The following is a 15,276-nucleotide window of genomic DNA, read 5'->3' on the forward strand; positions in this document are numbered from 1 at the left end:
ATATAAAAAATCTGCTCTTAAAATATCGGATTTCAGACTTTTTTAAATATCATTAATCATCGAATTAATTCTATTTAATTTTTCAATCATACTTTAATACAGTAATGTTTATTCAGCCTGAATACTACGCTTTATTTCTTCCATCAGTTTTAGATTAATCACTGATAAAATCTACGTGTCCCCGTTTTTTTGTATACCGCGCTTCTTTTGATCAGTTGCCGGGCAATGCGTTTATTTTTTTTCACACCCTGACCATCGGCATACATTATTCCTAAATTGTGCCATGCCTCTGTTTCACCTCGTTTTGCTGCCAAACAAAAGTAATATACTGCTTTCATATAATTCTGCCGTACACCATTTCCTGAGAGAAACATAAGTCCTAACTTATTTAGTGCTCCACTATGTCCTTTTCTGGCGGCTGAATAAAAATAATCCCTTGCTATTTTAAAATTTTGTTTTATTCCCTTACCTTCAGCATACATGCATCCCAGTTCATTCTCGGCATTAACATGCTTTTGCGTAGATGCTTGTAAATAATATTTATAAGCATTAATCTTACTCAGTTTTACTCCAAGACCTTTACAATACATCAAACCTAGTTGATATTGTGATTCACCATAGTTTTGTTGCGCAGCTAACTGATGATATTTAAAACTTTTGTTGTAATTTTTTTCTACACCTCTACCATAGCAATATAAATTACCTAAATTACTCTGGGCAACAGCATGTCCCTGTGTAGCTGCTGCTAAATAATACTCTGCTGCCTTTTCATAATTCTGCTCTACACCATCGCCATTTTCATACAATACACCTAAATTACACTGAGCATTTGCATTTCCCTGTGCTGCTGCAGCTGAATAATACTCTGCTGCCTTTTCATAATTCTGCTCTACACCATAACCATTTTCATACAATATACCTAAATTATACTTAGCAACAGCATATCCCTGTGCTACCGCTGCTGAGTAATACTCTGCTGCCTTTTCATAATCCTGCTCTACACCATAACCATCTTCATACAATATACCTAAATTACACTGGGCAGCAGCATCTCCCTGTTCTGCTGAGGCCGAATAATACTCTGCTGCCTTTTCATAATTCTGCTCTACACCATCGCCGTTGTGATATAAAAATCCTAAATTACATTGGGCAGCAGCATGTCCCTGTGCTGCTGCAGCTGAATAATATTCTGCCGCCCTTTCATAGCTCTGATCTACACCATCGCCCTTTTCATAGTATAAACCCAAATTAAATTGGGCATTACTATCCCCCTGTTGCGCAGCAAATTTATAATACTCAGCCGCTTTTTCATAGTTCTGCTCTACACCATAACCATTTTCATATAATCTACCTAAATTACACTGGGCAACAGCATCTCCCTGTTCAGCTGCAGCCGAATAATATTCAACCGCCTTTTCACAGCTCTGATCTACACCATCGCCCGTTTCATACAATACACCTAAATTACACTGAGCATTTGCATGTCCCTGTTCAGCTGCAGCTGAATAATACTCTGCTGCCTTTTCATAATTCTGCTCTACACCATCACCATTTTCATACAATATACCTAAACTACACTGGGCATTAGCATATCCCTGTTCAGCTGCAGCTGCATAATATTCTGCCGCCTTTTCATAATTCTGCTCTACACCATCACCATTTTCATACAATCTACCTAAATTACACTGGGCAGCAGCATGTCCCTGTTCAGCTGCAGCTGAATAATATTCAAATGCCTTTTCACAGCTCTGATCTACACCCTCGCCATTTTCATACAATACACCTAAATTACACTGAGCATTTGCATGTCCCTGTGCTGCAGCAGCTGAATAATACTCTGCTGCCTTTTCATAATTCTGCTCTACACTATCGCCCGTTTCATAGCATACACCCGAATTAAATTGGGCAGCAGCATCTCCCTGTGCAGCTGCAGCCAAATAATACTCAACCGCCTTTTCATAATTCTGCTCAACACCATCACCATTTTCATACAATCTACCTAAATTACATTGGGCAACAGCATCTCCCTGTTCAGCTGCTGCTGAATAATATTCAACTGCCTTTTCATAGCTCTGATCTACACCCTCGCCCTTTTCATAGCATACACCCAAATTAAATTGGGCAGCAGCATCTCCCTGTGCAGCTGCAGCTGAATAATATTCAGCTGCCTTTTCATAATTCTGCTCTACACCTTGACCATATTCATATAGAATACCTAAACTCAATAGTGCACTAATATTTCCGAGCCGGGCAGCCTGCTTAAAATATTTATGTGCCTCTGCATAATCCTGAGCAATTACCTCTCCAACGTCATAAATATATCCTAAAGTGTATAGTGCTTCACTATCACCTTGTTGCGCGGCTAATTTATAATATTCAAAGCTTTTAGTGTAATTTTGTTCTACTCCTTTTCCAAAGTAATATAAATTACCTAAATAACGCTGAGCAGTAGCATCTTCCTGTTGCGCGGCTAACTGATAGTATTCAAAGCTTTTAGTGTAATTTTGCTCTACTCCTTTTCCAAAGCAATATAAATTACCTAAATTGACTTGTGCATCGATATTTCCCTGTTCGGCAGCCAGCTTATAGTATTTATATGCCTCTGTATAATTTTGCTCCGTTCCTTTTCCATCCTCATACATAAGACCAAGAGCAAATTGGGCATCACTATTACCTTGTTGCGCAGCTAACTGAAAATATTCAAAGCTTTTAGTGTAATTCTGTTCTGTACCTTTACCGAAATAATACAAATCACCTAAGTTATACTGAGCAATAGCATCTCCCTGCTTAGCCGCAGCTGCATAACATTCAAATGCTTTTGCATAATTCTTTTCTACACCATCACCATTTTCATACAATAGACCTAAATTATACTGGGCAATAGCATCTCCCTTCGCAGCTGCAGCTGCATAATATTCAGCTGCCTTTTCATAATTCTGTTCTACGCCATTACCATACGCATATAAAAGACCTAAATTGACTTGTGCATCAATATTTCCCTGGTCTGCAGCAAGTTTATAGTATTTATAGGCAGCTACATAATTTTGCTCCGTTCCATCTCCATCTTCACACATACCACCCATAGCAAATTGGGCATCCGCATCTCCTTTTTGAGCTGCTTCCAGAGTACTTAAAAACTTATCTGATTTTTTTGTTTCCATCTTTTCATTACTCATTTTGCAAAACCGATTTATATTATTTTCACAATATTTTTATTTTGAATTACAAAGAGATTAAATCATACAATCTAATAATTCAAATTATAAAAATAGTTATCCATTTTTCGGTTGTTATTGTCAGCATTAATTTTTAATATCTTTTTATTTACTGCTACATCAACAGAAACTACATCGGAGCAAATTTAACTATGCTCATTCCAGAACCTAATTACATAATCTTTTAACTTAAAAACACCTAATGAAATTATGCATAAAAAGTAATTTAACTACATCATTGCAGGCAGATGAATTAGTTTACAGTGTTCACAAAATACAGGAAAGTATATTTTAAATGCCAGTTACAGAGATAAATGAAATCAAAAAATACTATCAGGCCTTACTCACAAAAGATCAAAGTTATATTGGTATTTTTTATGCAGGTGTGAAAACCACCTCAATATTTTGTATCGCAACATGCAGAGCAAAAAAGCCTAAATTAGAAAACACAGAATTTTTTTATACAGTCAAAGAAGCTCTGAATGCAGGTTACCGCCCATGTAAAATTTGCCGTCCGACTGAAAATGCCAATGAGGCACCCGAACAGATTATTAATGCCATAAAAATGATTACTCAGAATCCGAAGATAAAAATTTCTGATTCCGTATTAAGAGCACATGAAATCAGTCCGGAAATTGTTCGCCGCTGGTTTAAAAAAAATTATGGAATTACTTTTCAGGCATATCAGAGAATGTACCGGATTAATCAGGCATATCAGGAATTGAAAACCGGTAAAAAAATAATAGATGTCGCTTTCGATAATGGTTATGGATCATTAAGCGGCTTTGGCTATATCTATAAAAAAATTGCTAAAAACTCACCATCCGGCCATTTAAACAACAACATCATACTTATTAACCGGCTGACCACGCCTATAGGTCCGATGTTTGTCTGCGCTACGCAACAGGGAGTCTGTTTGCTGGAATTCGTCGACCGGCGGATGTTAGAAACAGAGTTTAAACAATTACAGCAATTACTGAATGCTACAATTATTTTTGGTGAAAATGAACATATCATTCAGACCAGAATTCAAATTAAGGAATATTTTGAAGGAAAACGAAAATATTTTTCTATTCCACTACATACTCCCGGCACTGATTTTCAACAGGCAGTCTGGAATTGTCTCAAACAGATCCCCTACGGAGAACTCACTACCTATAAACAACAGGCAGAAAAACTGCATAATCCTCAGGCAGTCCGGGCTGTAGCCAATGCCAATGGTTTTAATCGTATTGCTATTATTATCCCCTGTCACAGAGTAATCGGCTCCAATGGTAAATTAACCGGCTACGGCGGTGGGCTGGAACGTAAAAAATGGCTGATTGACCATGAAAAAAGTAATCTTAAATCATAAAATTGTTTACACATCAGGCTAATAAAACCAGTAATGTGATTTGAGCATCGGCATAATGATGATTTACCGTTTATCTGCCTGTAACACAAAAAACAAGTAAACAGCATTCTGAAAATTTTTTTAAATAAACGCTTCAAAACCTGATGCATATTTTGTCGGTATAAATTCAATCAGTTCATATTCGGCAATCTGATGAATGTAAAACGGATCTTTAACCATAATAGACTGCGCCGATTCTTTACTGGCCGCCCGGCACAGAATAACTCCGCCGATGCGCGGTACCTGCCGGCCGGAAGCAATAAAATCACCACTATCATAGTGTTCCTGCAAATAATTCAGATGAGCAGGCAAATATTTTTCTACTTCTTCTATCGACTTCAAATAATGCAGTTTAAAAATAAACATGGTATTTATCCCCGATTAATTAGACATATACAGACTTCTTATCCCTTTTCTTCTTAAGGTTATCTTCACGCTTAATCACTCAAATTTGCAAGCCCGAAAACATAAACAATAGTCAGCACATAAACTTCAATATTACAATCATACTATTTATACATGCGCAAACCAATTTAGCATGTCCTATCTTCTTTAAATAAAGTACTGCATGAATTCATATTCTCTTTTCGTAAGCTGTCCGCGCGGGCTGGAAACCATATTAAATCAGGAACTGGTTACCCTGGGCTGTGAGCAGATTCATAATTGTGACGGCGGTATCGCACTTACAGGTGATTTAGCCAGCGTATACAAAATTAATCTGCACAGCCGTGTAGCCAGCCGGGTACTTATCCGTCTGACTACCGGCCACTTTCGCAACGAAAACGAAATTTATCAACTGGCCCGGAAAATCTGCTGGCCTGAATGGTTTGACGTAGATAAAAATTTCAAAATTCATATCGAAGGCAAACAGGCACAAATCAACAGCCTTAATTTTGCTGCCCTCAAAGTAAAAGATGCTATCTGCGATGTATTTCGCGATAAAACCGGCCGCCGCCCCAGTATAGAAAAATTTCGTCCGGATATCCGCATTCATGTCTTTATTGAGAAAAACGAAATATCTGTTTATCTGGACAGCAGTGGTGAAGCCTTATTTAAACGTGGCTACCGCAGTGACACCGGTGAAGCACCATTACGTGAAAATCTGGCAGCCGGTTTACTGTTACTGGCTGGCTATAACGGCAGCCAGCCCTTTATGGATCCTTTTTGCGGCAGTGGTACTCTTGCCATTGAAGCCGCACTGATTGCCACCGGCACAGCACCCGGGCTGGAACGTGCTTTCGGTTTTGAAAAGCTGAATAATTATAATGATAATTTATGGCAGCAGCTGCGTCGCGCTGCTCAGGCAGCCATACACCAGCCATCTGCACCGGTTTTCGGAGCAGATATTGATAGCAGGCTAATCAGACTGGCTCAGGACAACTCCCGCTATGCCGGTATGGAGCAATATATTCAATGGCAGGTAACTGATGCTTTGGATACCCGTCCGAACGGAAAAAACGGCATCATGATAAGCAATCCGCCTTATGGTGTCCGCCTTTCTGAAATTCAGCTTTTACACGCTTTATATCCTCAATTAGGCAGCTGGCTGAAACAACATTTTGCCGGCTGGCTGATCGGTATGTTCAGCGCCGACCGTGATATGCCTAAACTGATGCGTTTGTCACCAAAACGTAAAATCCCATTGTTTAACGGTAATCTGGATTGCCGCCTGTTCCTGCTGGATATGGTAGCCGGTTCTAATCGACAAAAAGAGCATAAAGCATGACAACTACAGAACAAAACGAAGCTCAGCGTCTGTCAAAGCGCATGGCGCAACTGGGTTTATGCTCACGCCGTGAAGCAGACAGCTATATTGAAAAGGGCTGGGTAAAAGTTAATGGTAAAACTGCCGTACTTGGACAAAAAGTTTTTAATAGTGATCGCATCGACCTCGACCGGCAGGCGCATCGTCAGCAAGCCGAACGCGTTACCATTCTACTGAATAAGCCAGTAGGCTTTGTCAGCGCGCAGCCGGAAAAAGGTTATCGTGCGGCCGTTGAGCTGATTACCGAAGCCAACCACTGGCAGGAAGACAAAAGCCGCATTCAGTTTCAGCCGGAGCATACACGCCATCTGGCGCCGGCCGGCCGTCTGGATATCGATTCGGTAGGCTTGCTGGTACTTACTCAGGACGGGCGTATTGCCAAACAGCTGATCGGTGAACACAGTGGTATCGAAAAAGAATATCTCGTACGCGTAACCGGCAAACTGAGTGAAAGCGGTCTGGCGCTGCTGAACCACGGATTAAGTCTTGACGGTGAAAAACTGCGGCCGGCTAAAGTCAGCTGGCAAAATCAGGATCAGCTGCGTTTTATACTTAAACAAGGTAAAAAACGCCAAATCAGACGCATGTGTGAACTGGTAGGCTTACGTGTAACCGGTCTGAAACGGGTACGCATGGGTAAAATCAAACTGGGTGCCTTGCCACCAGGACAATGGCGTTATTTAAGCCCGCAGGAAAAATTCTGATACTCTGCAACCTGAACGGATATAAATTATATTTAATTGAAAATACTAATAATATCTTTTAACATCAATATTTTCCCAGATACAAGCTGAAGAAATAATATATGCAGCTCAATATGAAAAAAATTTATCTTACCCTGCTGAGTGCCAGCCTGCTATCCGCTTGTGCAACAGAAACATCACAAGTAATCAACACTCCCAAAGTAGCCACTTATCAGCAAGCATACAACGGCATAAAAACTCAGCTGGCTGTAGGGAAGTTTGACAGCCGTGGTAATCTGGGCGGCGGTATTTTCAGCAACAGCAATAATCAGCTTACCAGTCAGGCGAAAACCATTCTGATGACTGATTTACAGCAAACAGGTCGTTTTATTGTTCTGGATCGTACTAATCTGGATGAAATCCGTAATGAAGCCAATATCAACGGTATGCAACAAAAGCTCAAGGGCGCGCGCTACATTGTAACTGGTGATATTTCAGAATTCGGACGTAAAACTATAGGTGATGAACAATTATTCGGCATTCTTGGTCAGGGAAAAACTCAGGTAGCCTATGCCAAAGTTACCCTTAACATCATTGATGTGCAAACAGCAGAAATCGTTTATTCAAGTCAGGGTGCCGGAGAATTCAAACTTTCCACACGCGAAATACTCGGTACCGGCGGCTATGCCAGCTATGACGGAACCCTTAACGGAAAAGTGCTTGATTTAGCCATTCGAGAAGCAGTAAACAATCTGGTTAATGGCATTGAATCAGGACAATGGAATCCTCAGCCTTAACATAAAACCTTTCTGCACACATCAAATCCGAAATGAAAAAAATAATAACAACCGCCTTCGCGACCCTGATACTGGCTGTATACGCTCATCAGAGTCAGTCTGCCACACTTTACTACTGGGGTGATTATCACAAACTGCAATATCAGGCACTGGACGGTAAAACCTCACTGGAAGAACAGATTGCCGGTATGGAAAAATATTTTATTGATGCCGCCAGTCATCACAGTAAGCCGGCACCGGGAGCCCATGCACATCTGGGGATGCTGTATGCACAGGCCGGCAACCGCGCCGGTGCTAAAGCTCAGTTTGAAAAAGAAAAAGCCGCTTTTCCCGAATCAGCAACTTATATGAACTTCCTGTTAAAAAATATTGACAAAGATAAATCATAATGCGCTTTTTCAAATTACTGCTTTCTCTGGCGGTTACTACTTTACTTTACGCCTGTTCCACCTCTCATTACCAGCCACAACCGCATAATTACAGCAAATTCCGGCAAAGTGATCCGCATTCTATTCTGGTATTACTGCCCACCAGCTCCTCAGTTGATACAAAAGCACCATATGCTGTATTGGCTCAGACAACACAACCATTAGCTGAATCAGGTTATTATGTTTTTCCTGTAGCTCTGGTTAATGAAACATTTAAAGACAATGGTCTGAATGATGGAGCTGAAATTCAGGCAATAGACATAAACAAAATCAGACAGATTTACAATCCTGATGCCATCCTGTACTTAAACGTAAAAGACTATGGCACAAAATACAAAGTAATCAGTAGCGTTACCACAGTTACCGTAGAAGCCAAACTGATAGATGCTAAAAACGGTTCGATTATCTGGAGCGGAGAAAAAAATATCACCATAGATTCCAGTAATAATAGCAACAATGATATTTTTTCACTGATGGTCAATGCCGTGATTACACAGATTTCAAATAAAGTCTCCGATAAAGCTTATATCGTTGCCGGTGCAGTAGATACCGGTTTACTGTCAGCTGAGGAAACTAATAGCATACTCTTCGGACCTTACAATCCCGGATATAAAAAACCGGTTATCCCCGTTGAATCTGTAAATTAACTTACCTCTCTCAATAAAAGCATCTTTACAGACTTACATGCCAATCAATCATTCTGCATTTAAACTGTAAGTACCCAAAATCCGGAAAGCATCCGGCCAAATAATAAAATGCACCTTTAAAAACGGGTACATGAAACAAAATACCATCAAACCAGCAGATTTTTCCATTGCCATTACCACTGTTTTCACCTAAATTGTTATCAGACAAAACTGCGAAAAGTAAAGTAAACAGTTAAAATAACCAATTTACAGCCTTACCAATTTAACGCCAGCAGAGCGGAACGGAACACGTTTAATGAGCACACAAGCCAGTCAGCGTATACGCGAAATCCCTTATAACTACACCTCTTATTCCGACAGAGAAATAGTCATTCGCCTGCTCGGCAGCCATTCATGGGATTTATTGCAACAGCTGCGCGAGCAAAGACGAACCGGTCGCTCAGCACGAATGCTGTTTGAAATACTCGGAGATATCTGGGCAGTTATCCGCAATCCTTACCTGATTGACGACCTGCTCGAACACCAGCATCGCCAGCAGGCGCTGGTTAAAGAAATGCGCCACCGCCTCAGCGAAATTCAGAAACGGCGCGACAACAACCAGATGGTCGAGCAGCTGATAAAAAGCACAGAGCAGGCCATCAGCGATTTTGACAGCAGCTTTGGCAAAACCCGCAGTAAACGCGAACAGGTATTCAACCGCCTGCGTAAAATCACCCACAAAGACAACATTATGTTCGACGGGCTGGCGCGCGTCAGCCACGTTACCGATGCTACCGACTGGCGTGTTGAATACCCTTTTGTAGTTATCAACCCGGATCACGAAAAAGAAGTTGCACCGCTTGTACGCGCTTTAATTGAGCTGGAGCTCACCATCATTCCGCGCGGCGGCGGTACCGGCTATACCGGTGGTGCCATTCCGATGGACGCCATGAGCGCCGTAATCAATACCGAAAAACTCGACCAGTACAGCCCGGTTGCCTTACAGCAACTGCCCGGGCTGGAAGGCACTCATCCGGTAATTACCTGCGGTGCCGGAGTAGTTACCCGCCGTGTAGAAGAAGCGGCCAGTGCTGCCGGCTGGGTTTTTGCCGTAGACCCGACATCTGCCGATGCCTGCTGTATCGGCGGCAACGTAGCCATGAATGCCGGCGGTAAAAAAGCCGTATTGTGGGGCACCACTCTGGATAATCTGGCGTGGTGGAAAATGGTCAACCCTCAGGGGCAATGGCTGAAAATAGAACGTGTACGCCATAATTTCGGCAAAATCCACGACGAAACCACCGCCATATTTGACATACATACCCTTGATAACGACGGCTACAGCATCCTTAAAACCGAGCGTCTCGAAGTACCCGGGCAGCGTTTCCGCAAAGTGGGGCTGGGTAAAGACGTTACCGATAAATTCCTTGCCGGCGTACCGGGAGTGCAGAAAGAAGGCACGGATGGCATCATCACCTCTGCTGCTTTCGTTTTGCATCGCATGCCCAAATACACCCGTACCATCTGTATGGAGTTTTTCGGCACCGTAGCCAATGCCACCCCGTCCATCGTCGAAGTGCGCAACTACATGCTTAACCATAAAACCGTCAAACTGGCGGGGCTGGAGCATCTCGACTGGCGCTACGTGCGCGCCGTTGGTTATGCTACTAAGGCAGCCGGCAAAGGCCGCCCGAAAATGGTATTGCTGGCCGACATCGTTTCAGATGATGAAAATGAAGTACAGGCAGCAGCAGCTCATATCGTGCGGCTGGCCAACGCCCGCTGCGGCGAAGGCTTTATCGCCGTTACTCCTGAAGCACGCAAAACTTTCTGGCTCGACCGCTCACGTACGGCCGCCATCGCCCGCCATACCAATGCGTTTAAAATCAATGAAGACGTTGTTATCCCTCTTGAACAGCTTGGCAGCTATTCCGACGGTATCGAACGCATCAACATTGAGCTGTCGATTCAGAACAAACTTGCCCTGTGCGCGGCCATCATCGAATATCTGCAAACCAAACTGCCGGTAGATAAACTCGATACCGACCTTTCCAGCGCCGAGCTGCTCGGCTCCCGCAAACAGCATGCCCTTGATTACATCACCGGTATTCAGACCCGCTGGACATGGCTGCTCAACCATCTCGACACACCACTGGCCGATTATCTGCAGCATTTTCCGCAAAAACTCGAAGACAACGAACCGGCTGGCGACCAGAGCTGCTTTATCGCCATGCGTGATTTTCATCTGCGCGTATCCATTAAACGCGACATTATGCAGCCGCTGGCCGAAATATTCAGCGGCAAAACCGATACCCTGATACTGGAAAAACTCGACGAAATTCACCGCCATATCATCCGCGGCCGTGTTTTCGTTGCCCTGCATATGCATGCCGGTGACGGCAATGTCCATACCAACATTCCGGTTAATTCCGACGACTACGACATGCTGCAAACTGCTCATCATGCCGTAGACCGCATCATGGCACTGGCGCGCAGCCTTAACGGCGTTATTTCCGGTGAGCACGGCATCGGCATTACCAAAATCGACTACCTGACACAGGCAGAAATGCAGCCCTACTGGGATTACAAACAGCAGGTAGACCCGCACGGCCATTTTAACCGCGGCAAACTGATGCCCGGTGCCAACCTCGACAAAGCCTATACACCCTCATTTGAGCTGCTGGGCGTAGAATCGCTGATTATGGAACAGTCCGAGCTGGGTAAAATTGCCCACTCCATCAAAGACTGTCTGCGCTGCGGCAAATGTAAACCCGTGTGCAGTACCCATGTACCGCGCGCTAACCTGCTGTACTCACCGCGCAATAAAATTCTGGGTGTCGGTCTGCTTACCGAAGCTTTCCTGTACGAAGAACAAACCCGCCGCGGCGTTTCCCTGAAACATTTTGATGAACTGAACAGCGTGGCTGATCACTGTACCGTGTGCCACCGCTGCATAAAACCCTGTCCGGTAAAAATCGACTTTGGCGACGTTACCGTAGCCATGCGCAACTACCTGCGCAAAGCCGGTAAAAAGAAATTCAATCCCACCGTATACATGGGCATGGCCTTTCTTAACGCCACCGACCCCAGAACCATCAAAGCCCTGCGTACAGGCGTGGTTAAAGCCGGCTTCAGACTGCAAAACTGGGGCTATGAAATGGGTAAGCACTTTAGCCTTGGCTGGCTGAAGCGCCAGAAAACCGCGCCACGTGCCACCACCGCCAAGCCGGAAATCCGCGAACAGGTAATACACTTTATCAACCGCCCTTTACCGCGCCACGTACCGATTAAAACAGCCCGTGCCCTGCTGAATATCGAAGACAGCACCACCGTACCGATTATCCGCAATCCGCAGATCAGCGATGAAGCCGAAGCCGTTTTCTACTTTCCCGGCTGCGGCTCCGAGCGGTTGTTCAGCCAGATAGGTCTCGCTACTCAGGCCATGCTCTGGCATGTAGGCGTCCAAACCGTCTTACCGCCGGGCTATCTGTGCTGCGGCTATCCGCAAACCGCCGGCGGTAATAAAGACAAAGGCGATAAAATCACCATGGACAACCGCGTACTGTTCCATCGTGTAGCCAATACCCTGAACTATCTGGATATCAAAACCGTAGTTGTAAGCTGCGGAACCTGTTACGACCAGCTCAAAGATTATCACTTCGATAAAATTTTCCCCGGCTGCCGCATACTCGATATTCATGAATACCTGCTGGAAAAAGGGCTGAAACTGAACGGCGTAAAAGGCCGTCAGTACCTCTATCACGACCCCTGCCATACCCCGATTAAAACCACCCAGCCGATAAAAGTTGTGAATGAGCTGATGGGGCAGAACGTACCTCTGTCAGACCGCTGCTGCGGTGAATCCGGCATGTTTGCCGTCAGTCGGCCGGATATCGCCACACAGGTACGCTTCCGCAAACAGGAGGAAATCGAAAAAGGCAAAGCCAAGCTGCCTCAGGGCGAACCAGTAAAAATCCTCACCAGCTGCCCCGCCTGTCTGCAAGGCCTGAGCCGTTATACTGATGATGCAAATATCAAGGCTGATTATGTAGTAATTGAAATGGCCAAACATATACTGGGCGAAAACTGGCAGGATGAATTTGTGCAGAAAGCCAGTAACGGAGGGATTGAGCGGGTGTTACTGTAAATAGGATTAAAAAAGGTTGCTACTTTACTAAATAGCAACCTTTTTTATTAAGTCTGATTTCTATAGCTGAAAATAAAGCACTAAAATATAAATATTTTATTCATTGGCACTTTAATTAATATGGTTTAGCAGATTAATTTATTCATAATTTATAAAATTCATCAGTTTCGGCAAAACGTACCTCTGACAATGCATCATTTTTAGCTTCTTCCAGAATATTTTGTAACTCTGTAATCGGTTGCTGGCTTCGATTCAGAATATCCATAGCAGGGTCACATATTTCCAGTAACATGGTTTGAATATTTTTACGAATATCATAATAAAAAATTATTCCATATCTCCACACTAATTCATAAAGTAACTTGTTTCTAACATATACTTCAATTTATATTAACTCAGAATTGGTTATACTCTCTTAAAGGAATAATTAATGACAAATACCAATCAACAAAGTATCTTTGTCAATGAACATATTCATTTAGTGCCATCAGATCGACAATACTCAACTAAGTTATACAATATTATTGATGTTAATCGTGATAGTTTTAGTCAATTTATGGCTTGGCCTAAGTTTGTTAATAATGAAGCAGACACATCAAATTTTTTAGATAATTGTTCAGTCGAGCATCAAAAAGATATTACCAAAACTTATGTAATTTTACTAAATAATAACCCTGTCGGCTTACTGTCTTTCAATCGAATAGATAAAAACAATAAGACAGCCTATATTGGTTATTGGCTCAATAGCCAAGCAGAAGGTAAAGGTGTTATGACACAAGCAATTCAAGCACTTACTCATTACTATGCATCACAAAAAATAATTAAACGATTTGTTATTAAATGCTCAGTGGATAATCCTAAAAGTAATGCGGTTGCTAAGCGATGCGGTTTTAGTTATGAAGGAACTCTAAAACAGGCTGAATACTTAAATGGAATTTATCATGATCAAAATATTTATGGTCTAATTTCAACATATATTTAAAATTTTCACCAAGCTGTAACAAAATGATTACTCATTGTCTAGAAATATCAGGGATTAAAAACCAGAATCTATATATTTGTACTATTAAACTTAATCTTAAAAAATTAGGACAAATAATCCATTCTGGATATGATTCTCTATCCTTTCTTAAAGCGGAAAGAGCTTCATCTAATTTTATTTCTCCTTGGTTACGTGAATAAAGCTTAATAATTTCATCGAATTGTTTAGGAAACCAATCCCAGACTTTCTTTACCTCTAAGTTTGACAGTTGTGTTAAAAACAATTCAATTGCCGTTTTATGTTTTAAATCTCTATCATCGATATCGGCAACAAGCTCAGATAAATCAATAGGAGCTACATTCAAACTTTCCAGATACTTACGTTTAGCAGAAGATAAATTCAATGCTCCTACCAGATAAATACGTCGCGCATTGCTTTGAAGATTATCCCTTACCCAGCCTATCCATTGGAGAAAATTCGGATCATCTCCTGAAAAGCCTATCAGACATAATTCGTTTTCTAAAAACACCTGCCGGACAAAATTAACAAAAATGCCGTATTTCTGCGGATAATGACGGTAATCTTCCTGGGTAAAAATCAAATCGCTACTGAGATTAATTGTGCCATGTAATTTTACAATCCGGGGAGAATGACAACAGGCTAAATCCTCTTGTTTACTGACAATATTATAGATAGGTTCATATATCTCTCTGGCTGCACGCTCCAGCAATGTATCCCAGTTTGTGGTTAATACTTCAGTCCAGGGTAAGGTTAATAACTGCTGATAAAGCTCTGCCGGCTGCCATATCTCATCATCAATTTCATTTTTCAATAAATCATATAGCGTCTGCTTACCAAAGTAATCCTGATATATCTGTGCCAGACGTAAAGCATCTGTATGCTCCTCCTCTCCAAGTTCTTGAGCAATTTTTTCAGCCAAATTTGCCCAGAGTGGCATTTTCTTATTGATATCCTGTGTTACAGCAGCACTGCGGCTAAAGCCCGCCCCTACCATAATAGCTACCCCATGACCATAATCTTCTTTCTGCCATAATGCCTGTGCCAGCTTTTGAATTAAGGGATAATCAGTTATTTTGGTAATATCTCTTTCGGTCATAGTCTGTGTCCCCATTGAGAAATCAATTAATCCAGCAAAAAACCATGTTAGACATTTTCTGTTAAGTGAATTTACTGCTAGTTCAGCAAAATAGCTGCTGTAAATTTCAAAACTGACTTAATC

General features: G+C 42.3%; 12 protein-coding genes. 8 read left to right on the top strand and 4 right to left on the bottom strand.

All coding sequences use genetic code 11. The features are described 5' to 3' along the window. Nucleotides 1-158: 158 nt before the first annotated feature. A complete protein-coding gene (locus GYX91_RS07330; RefSeq protein ID WP_174830435.1) occupies nucleotides 159-3,161 on the bottom strand; it encodes a tetratricopeptide repeat protein in 3,003 nt (1,000 codons plus the stop codon). Between the two features lie 349 nt (nucleotides 3,162-3,510). On the opposite strand from GYX91_RS07330, the gene GYX91_RS07335 reads away from it, so the two are divergent. Beyond that, on the top strand, nucleotides 3,511-4,569 hold the full coding sequence (locus GYX91_RS07335; protein WP_037391718.1) for a bifunctional transcriptional activator/DNA repair enzyme AdaA: 1,059 nt from the start codon (nucleotides 3,511-3,513) through the stop codon (nucleotides 4,567-4,569). A 120-nt stretch (nucleotides 4,570-4,689) separates the two neighbouring features. On the opposite strand, the gene GYX91_RS07340 is transcribed toward GYX91_RS07335, so the two are convergent. Further along, complete coding sequence (locus GYX91_RS07340) at nucleotides 4,690-4,974, bottom strand: YciI family protein (protein WP_037391720.1); 285 nt, start codon at nucleotides 4,972-4,974, stop codon at nucleotides 4,690-4,692. Between the two features lie 202 nt (nucleotides 4,975-5,176). Here GYX91_RS07340 and GYX91_RS07345 point away from each other — a divergent pair, with 202 nt between their 5' ends. The 6 genes from GYX91_RS07345 (at nucleotide 5,177) to GYX91_RS07370 (ending at nucleotide 13,054) form a co-directional block, all read left to right on the top strand. After that, entirely contained in the window at nucleotides 5,177-6,334 is a 1,158-nt protein-coding gene (locus GYX91_RS07345) for a class I SAM-dependent RNA methyltransferase (RefSeq protein ID WP_174830437.1), read from the top strand. Continuing rightward, the gene (locus tag GYX91_RS07350; protein ID WP_037474852.1) at nucleotides 6,331-7,077 is read left to right on the top strand and encodes a pseudouridine synthase; all 747 of its coding nucleotides are present in this window, start codon (nucleotides 6,331-6,333) and stop codon (nucleotides 7,075-7,077) included. The genes GYX91_RS07345 and GYX91_RS07350 overlap by 4 nt, the downstream gene beginning before the upstream one ends. A gap of 113 nt (nucleotides 7,078-7,190) precedes the next feature. After that, on the top strand, nucleotides 7,191-7,853 hold the full coding sequence (locus GYX91_RS07355; protein ID WP_025331098.1) for a CsgG/HfaB family protein: 663 nt from the start codon (nucleotides 7,191-7,193) through the stop codon (nucleotides 7,851-7,853). A 32-nt stretch (nucleotides 7,854-7,885) separates the two neighbouring features. Continuing rightward, on the top strand, nucleotides 7,886-8,242 hold the full coding sequence (locus tag GYX91_RS07360; protein WP_174830439.1) for a DUF4810 domain-containing protein: 357 nt from the start codon (nucleotides 7,886-7,888) through the stop codon (nucleotides 8,240-8,242). Then, on the top strand, nucleotides 8,242-8,928 hold the full coding sequence (locus GYX91_RS07365; RefSeq protein WP_174830441.1) for a GNA1162 family protein: 687 nt from the start codon (nucleotides 8,242-8,244) through the stop codon (nucleotides 8,926-8,928). Before GYX91_RS07360 ends, GYX91_RS07365 begins: the two co-directional genes overlap by 1 nt. Nucleotides 8,929-9,223: 295 nt before the next feature. After that, nucleotides 9,224-13,054: a DUF3683 domain-containing protein gene (locus GYX91_RS07370; protein WP_174830443.1), complete on the top strand. Its 3,831-nt coding sequence runs from the start codon at nucleotides 9,224-9,226 to the stop codon at nucleotides 13,052-13,054. Between the two features lie 142 nt (nucleotides 13,055-13,196). Here GYX91_RS07370 and GYX91_RS07375 read toward each other — a convergent pair whose 3' ends face one another. Next, nucleotides 13,197-13,346: a hypothetical protein gene (locus GYX91_RS07375; protein ID WP_174830444.1), complete on the bottom strand. Its 150-nt coding sequence runs from the start codon at nucleotides 13,344-13,346 to the stop codon at nucleotides 13,197-13,199. 138 nt (nucleotides 13,347-13,484) lie between these two features. Here GYX91_RS07375 and rimL point away from each other — a divergent pair, with 138 nt between their 5' ends. After that, nucleotides 13,485-14,036 (top strand): 50S ribosomal protein L7/L12-serine acetyltransferase, encoded by a 552-nt coding sequence (rimL, locus tag GYX91_RS07380; RefSeq protein ID WP_086309040.1) that lies wholly within the window; start codon nucleotides 13,485-13,487, stop codon nucleotides 14,034-14,036. 31 nt (nucleotides 14,037-14,067) lie between these two features. Here the strand turns inward: rimL and GYX91_RS07385 are convergent, their stop codons facing one another. Next, on the bottom strand, nucleotides 14,068-15,153 hold the full coding sequence (locus GYX91_RS07385; protein ID WP_174830445.1) for an SIR2 family protein: 1,086 nt from the start codon (nucleotides 15,151-15,153) through the stop codon (nucleotides 14,068-14,070). Nucleotides 15,154-15,276 lie beyond the last annotated feature (123 nt).

The sequence above is a fragment of the Snodgrassella sp. ESL0304 genome, assembly GCF_013344995.1.
Classification (GTDB): domain Bacteria; phylum Pseudomonadota; class Gammaproteobacteria; order Burkholderiales; family Neisseriaceae; genus Snodgrassella; species Snodgrassella alvi.

Excerpts from the sequence above, each read along its gene's own strand:
- GYX91_RS07330 (WP_174830435.1), bottom strand. The coding sequence starts at position 3,161 with ATGGAAACAAAAAAATCAGATAAGTTTTTAAGTACTCTGGAAGCAGCT.
- GYX91_RS07335 (WP_037391718.1), top strand. The coding sequence starts at position 3,511 with ATGCCAGTTACAGAGATAAATGAAATCAAAAAATACTATCAGGCCTTA.
- GYX91_RS07340 (WP_037391720.1), bottom strand. The coding sequence starts at position 4,974 with ATGTTTATTTTTAAACTGCATTATTTGAAGTCGATAGAAGAAGTAGAA.
- GYX91_RS07345 (WP_174830437.1), top strand. The coding sequence starts at position 5,177 with ATGAATTCATATTCTCTTTTCGTAAGCTGTCCGCGCGGGCTGGAAACC.
- GYX91_RS07350 (WP_037474852.1), top strand. The coding sequence starts at position 6,331 with ATGACAACTACAGAACAAAACGAAGCTCAGCGTCTGTCAAAGCGCATG.
- GYX91_RS07355 (WP_025331098.1), top strand. The coding sequence starts at position 7,191 with ATGAAAAAAATTTATCTTACCCTGCTGAGTGCCAGCCTGCTATCCGCT.
- GYX91_RS07360 (WP_174830439.1), top strand. The coding sequence starts at position 7,886 with ATGAAAAAAATAATAACAACCGCCTTCGCGACCCTGATACTGGCTGTA.
- GYX91_RS07365 (WP_174830441.1), top strand. The coding sequence starts at position 8,242 with ATGCGCTTTTTCAAATTACTGCTTTCTCTGGCGGTTACTACTTTACTT.
- GYX91_RS07370 (WP_174830443.1), top strand. The coding sequence starts at position 9,224 with ATGAGCACACAAGCCAGTCAGCGTATACGCGAAATCCCTTATAACTAC.
- GYX91_RS07375 (WP_174830444.1), bottom strand. The coding sequence starts at position 13,346 with ATGTTACTGGAAATATGTGACCCTGCTATGGATATTCTGAATCGAAGC.
- rimL (WP_086309040.1), top strand. The coding sequence starts at position 13,485 with ATGACAAATACCAATCAACAAAGTATCTTTGTCAATGAACATATTCAT.
- GYX91_RS07385 (WP_174830445.1), bottom strand. The coding sequence starts at position 15,153 with ATGACCGAAAGAGATATTACCAAAATAACTGATTATCCCTTAATTCAA.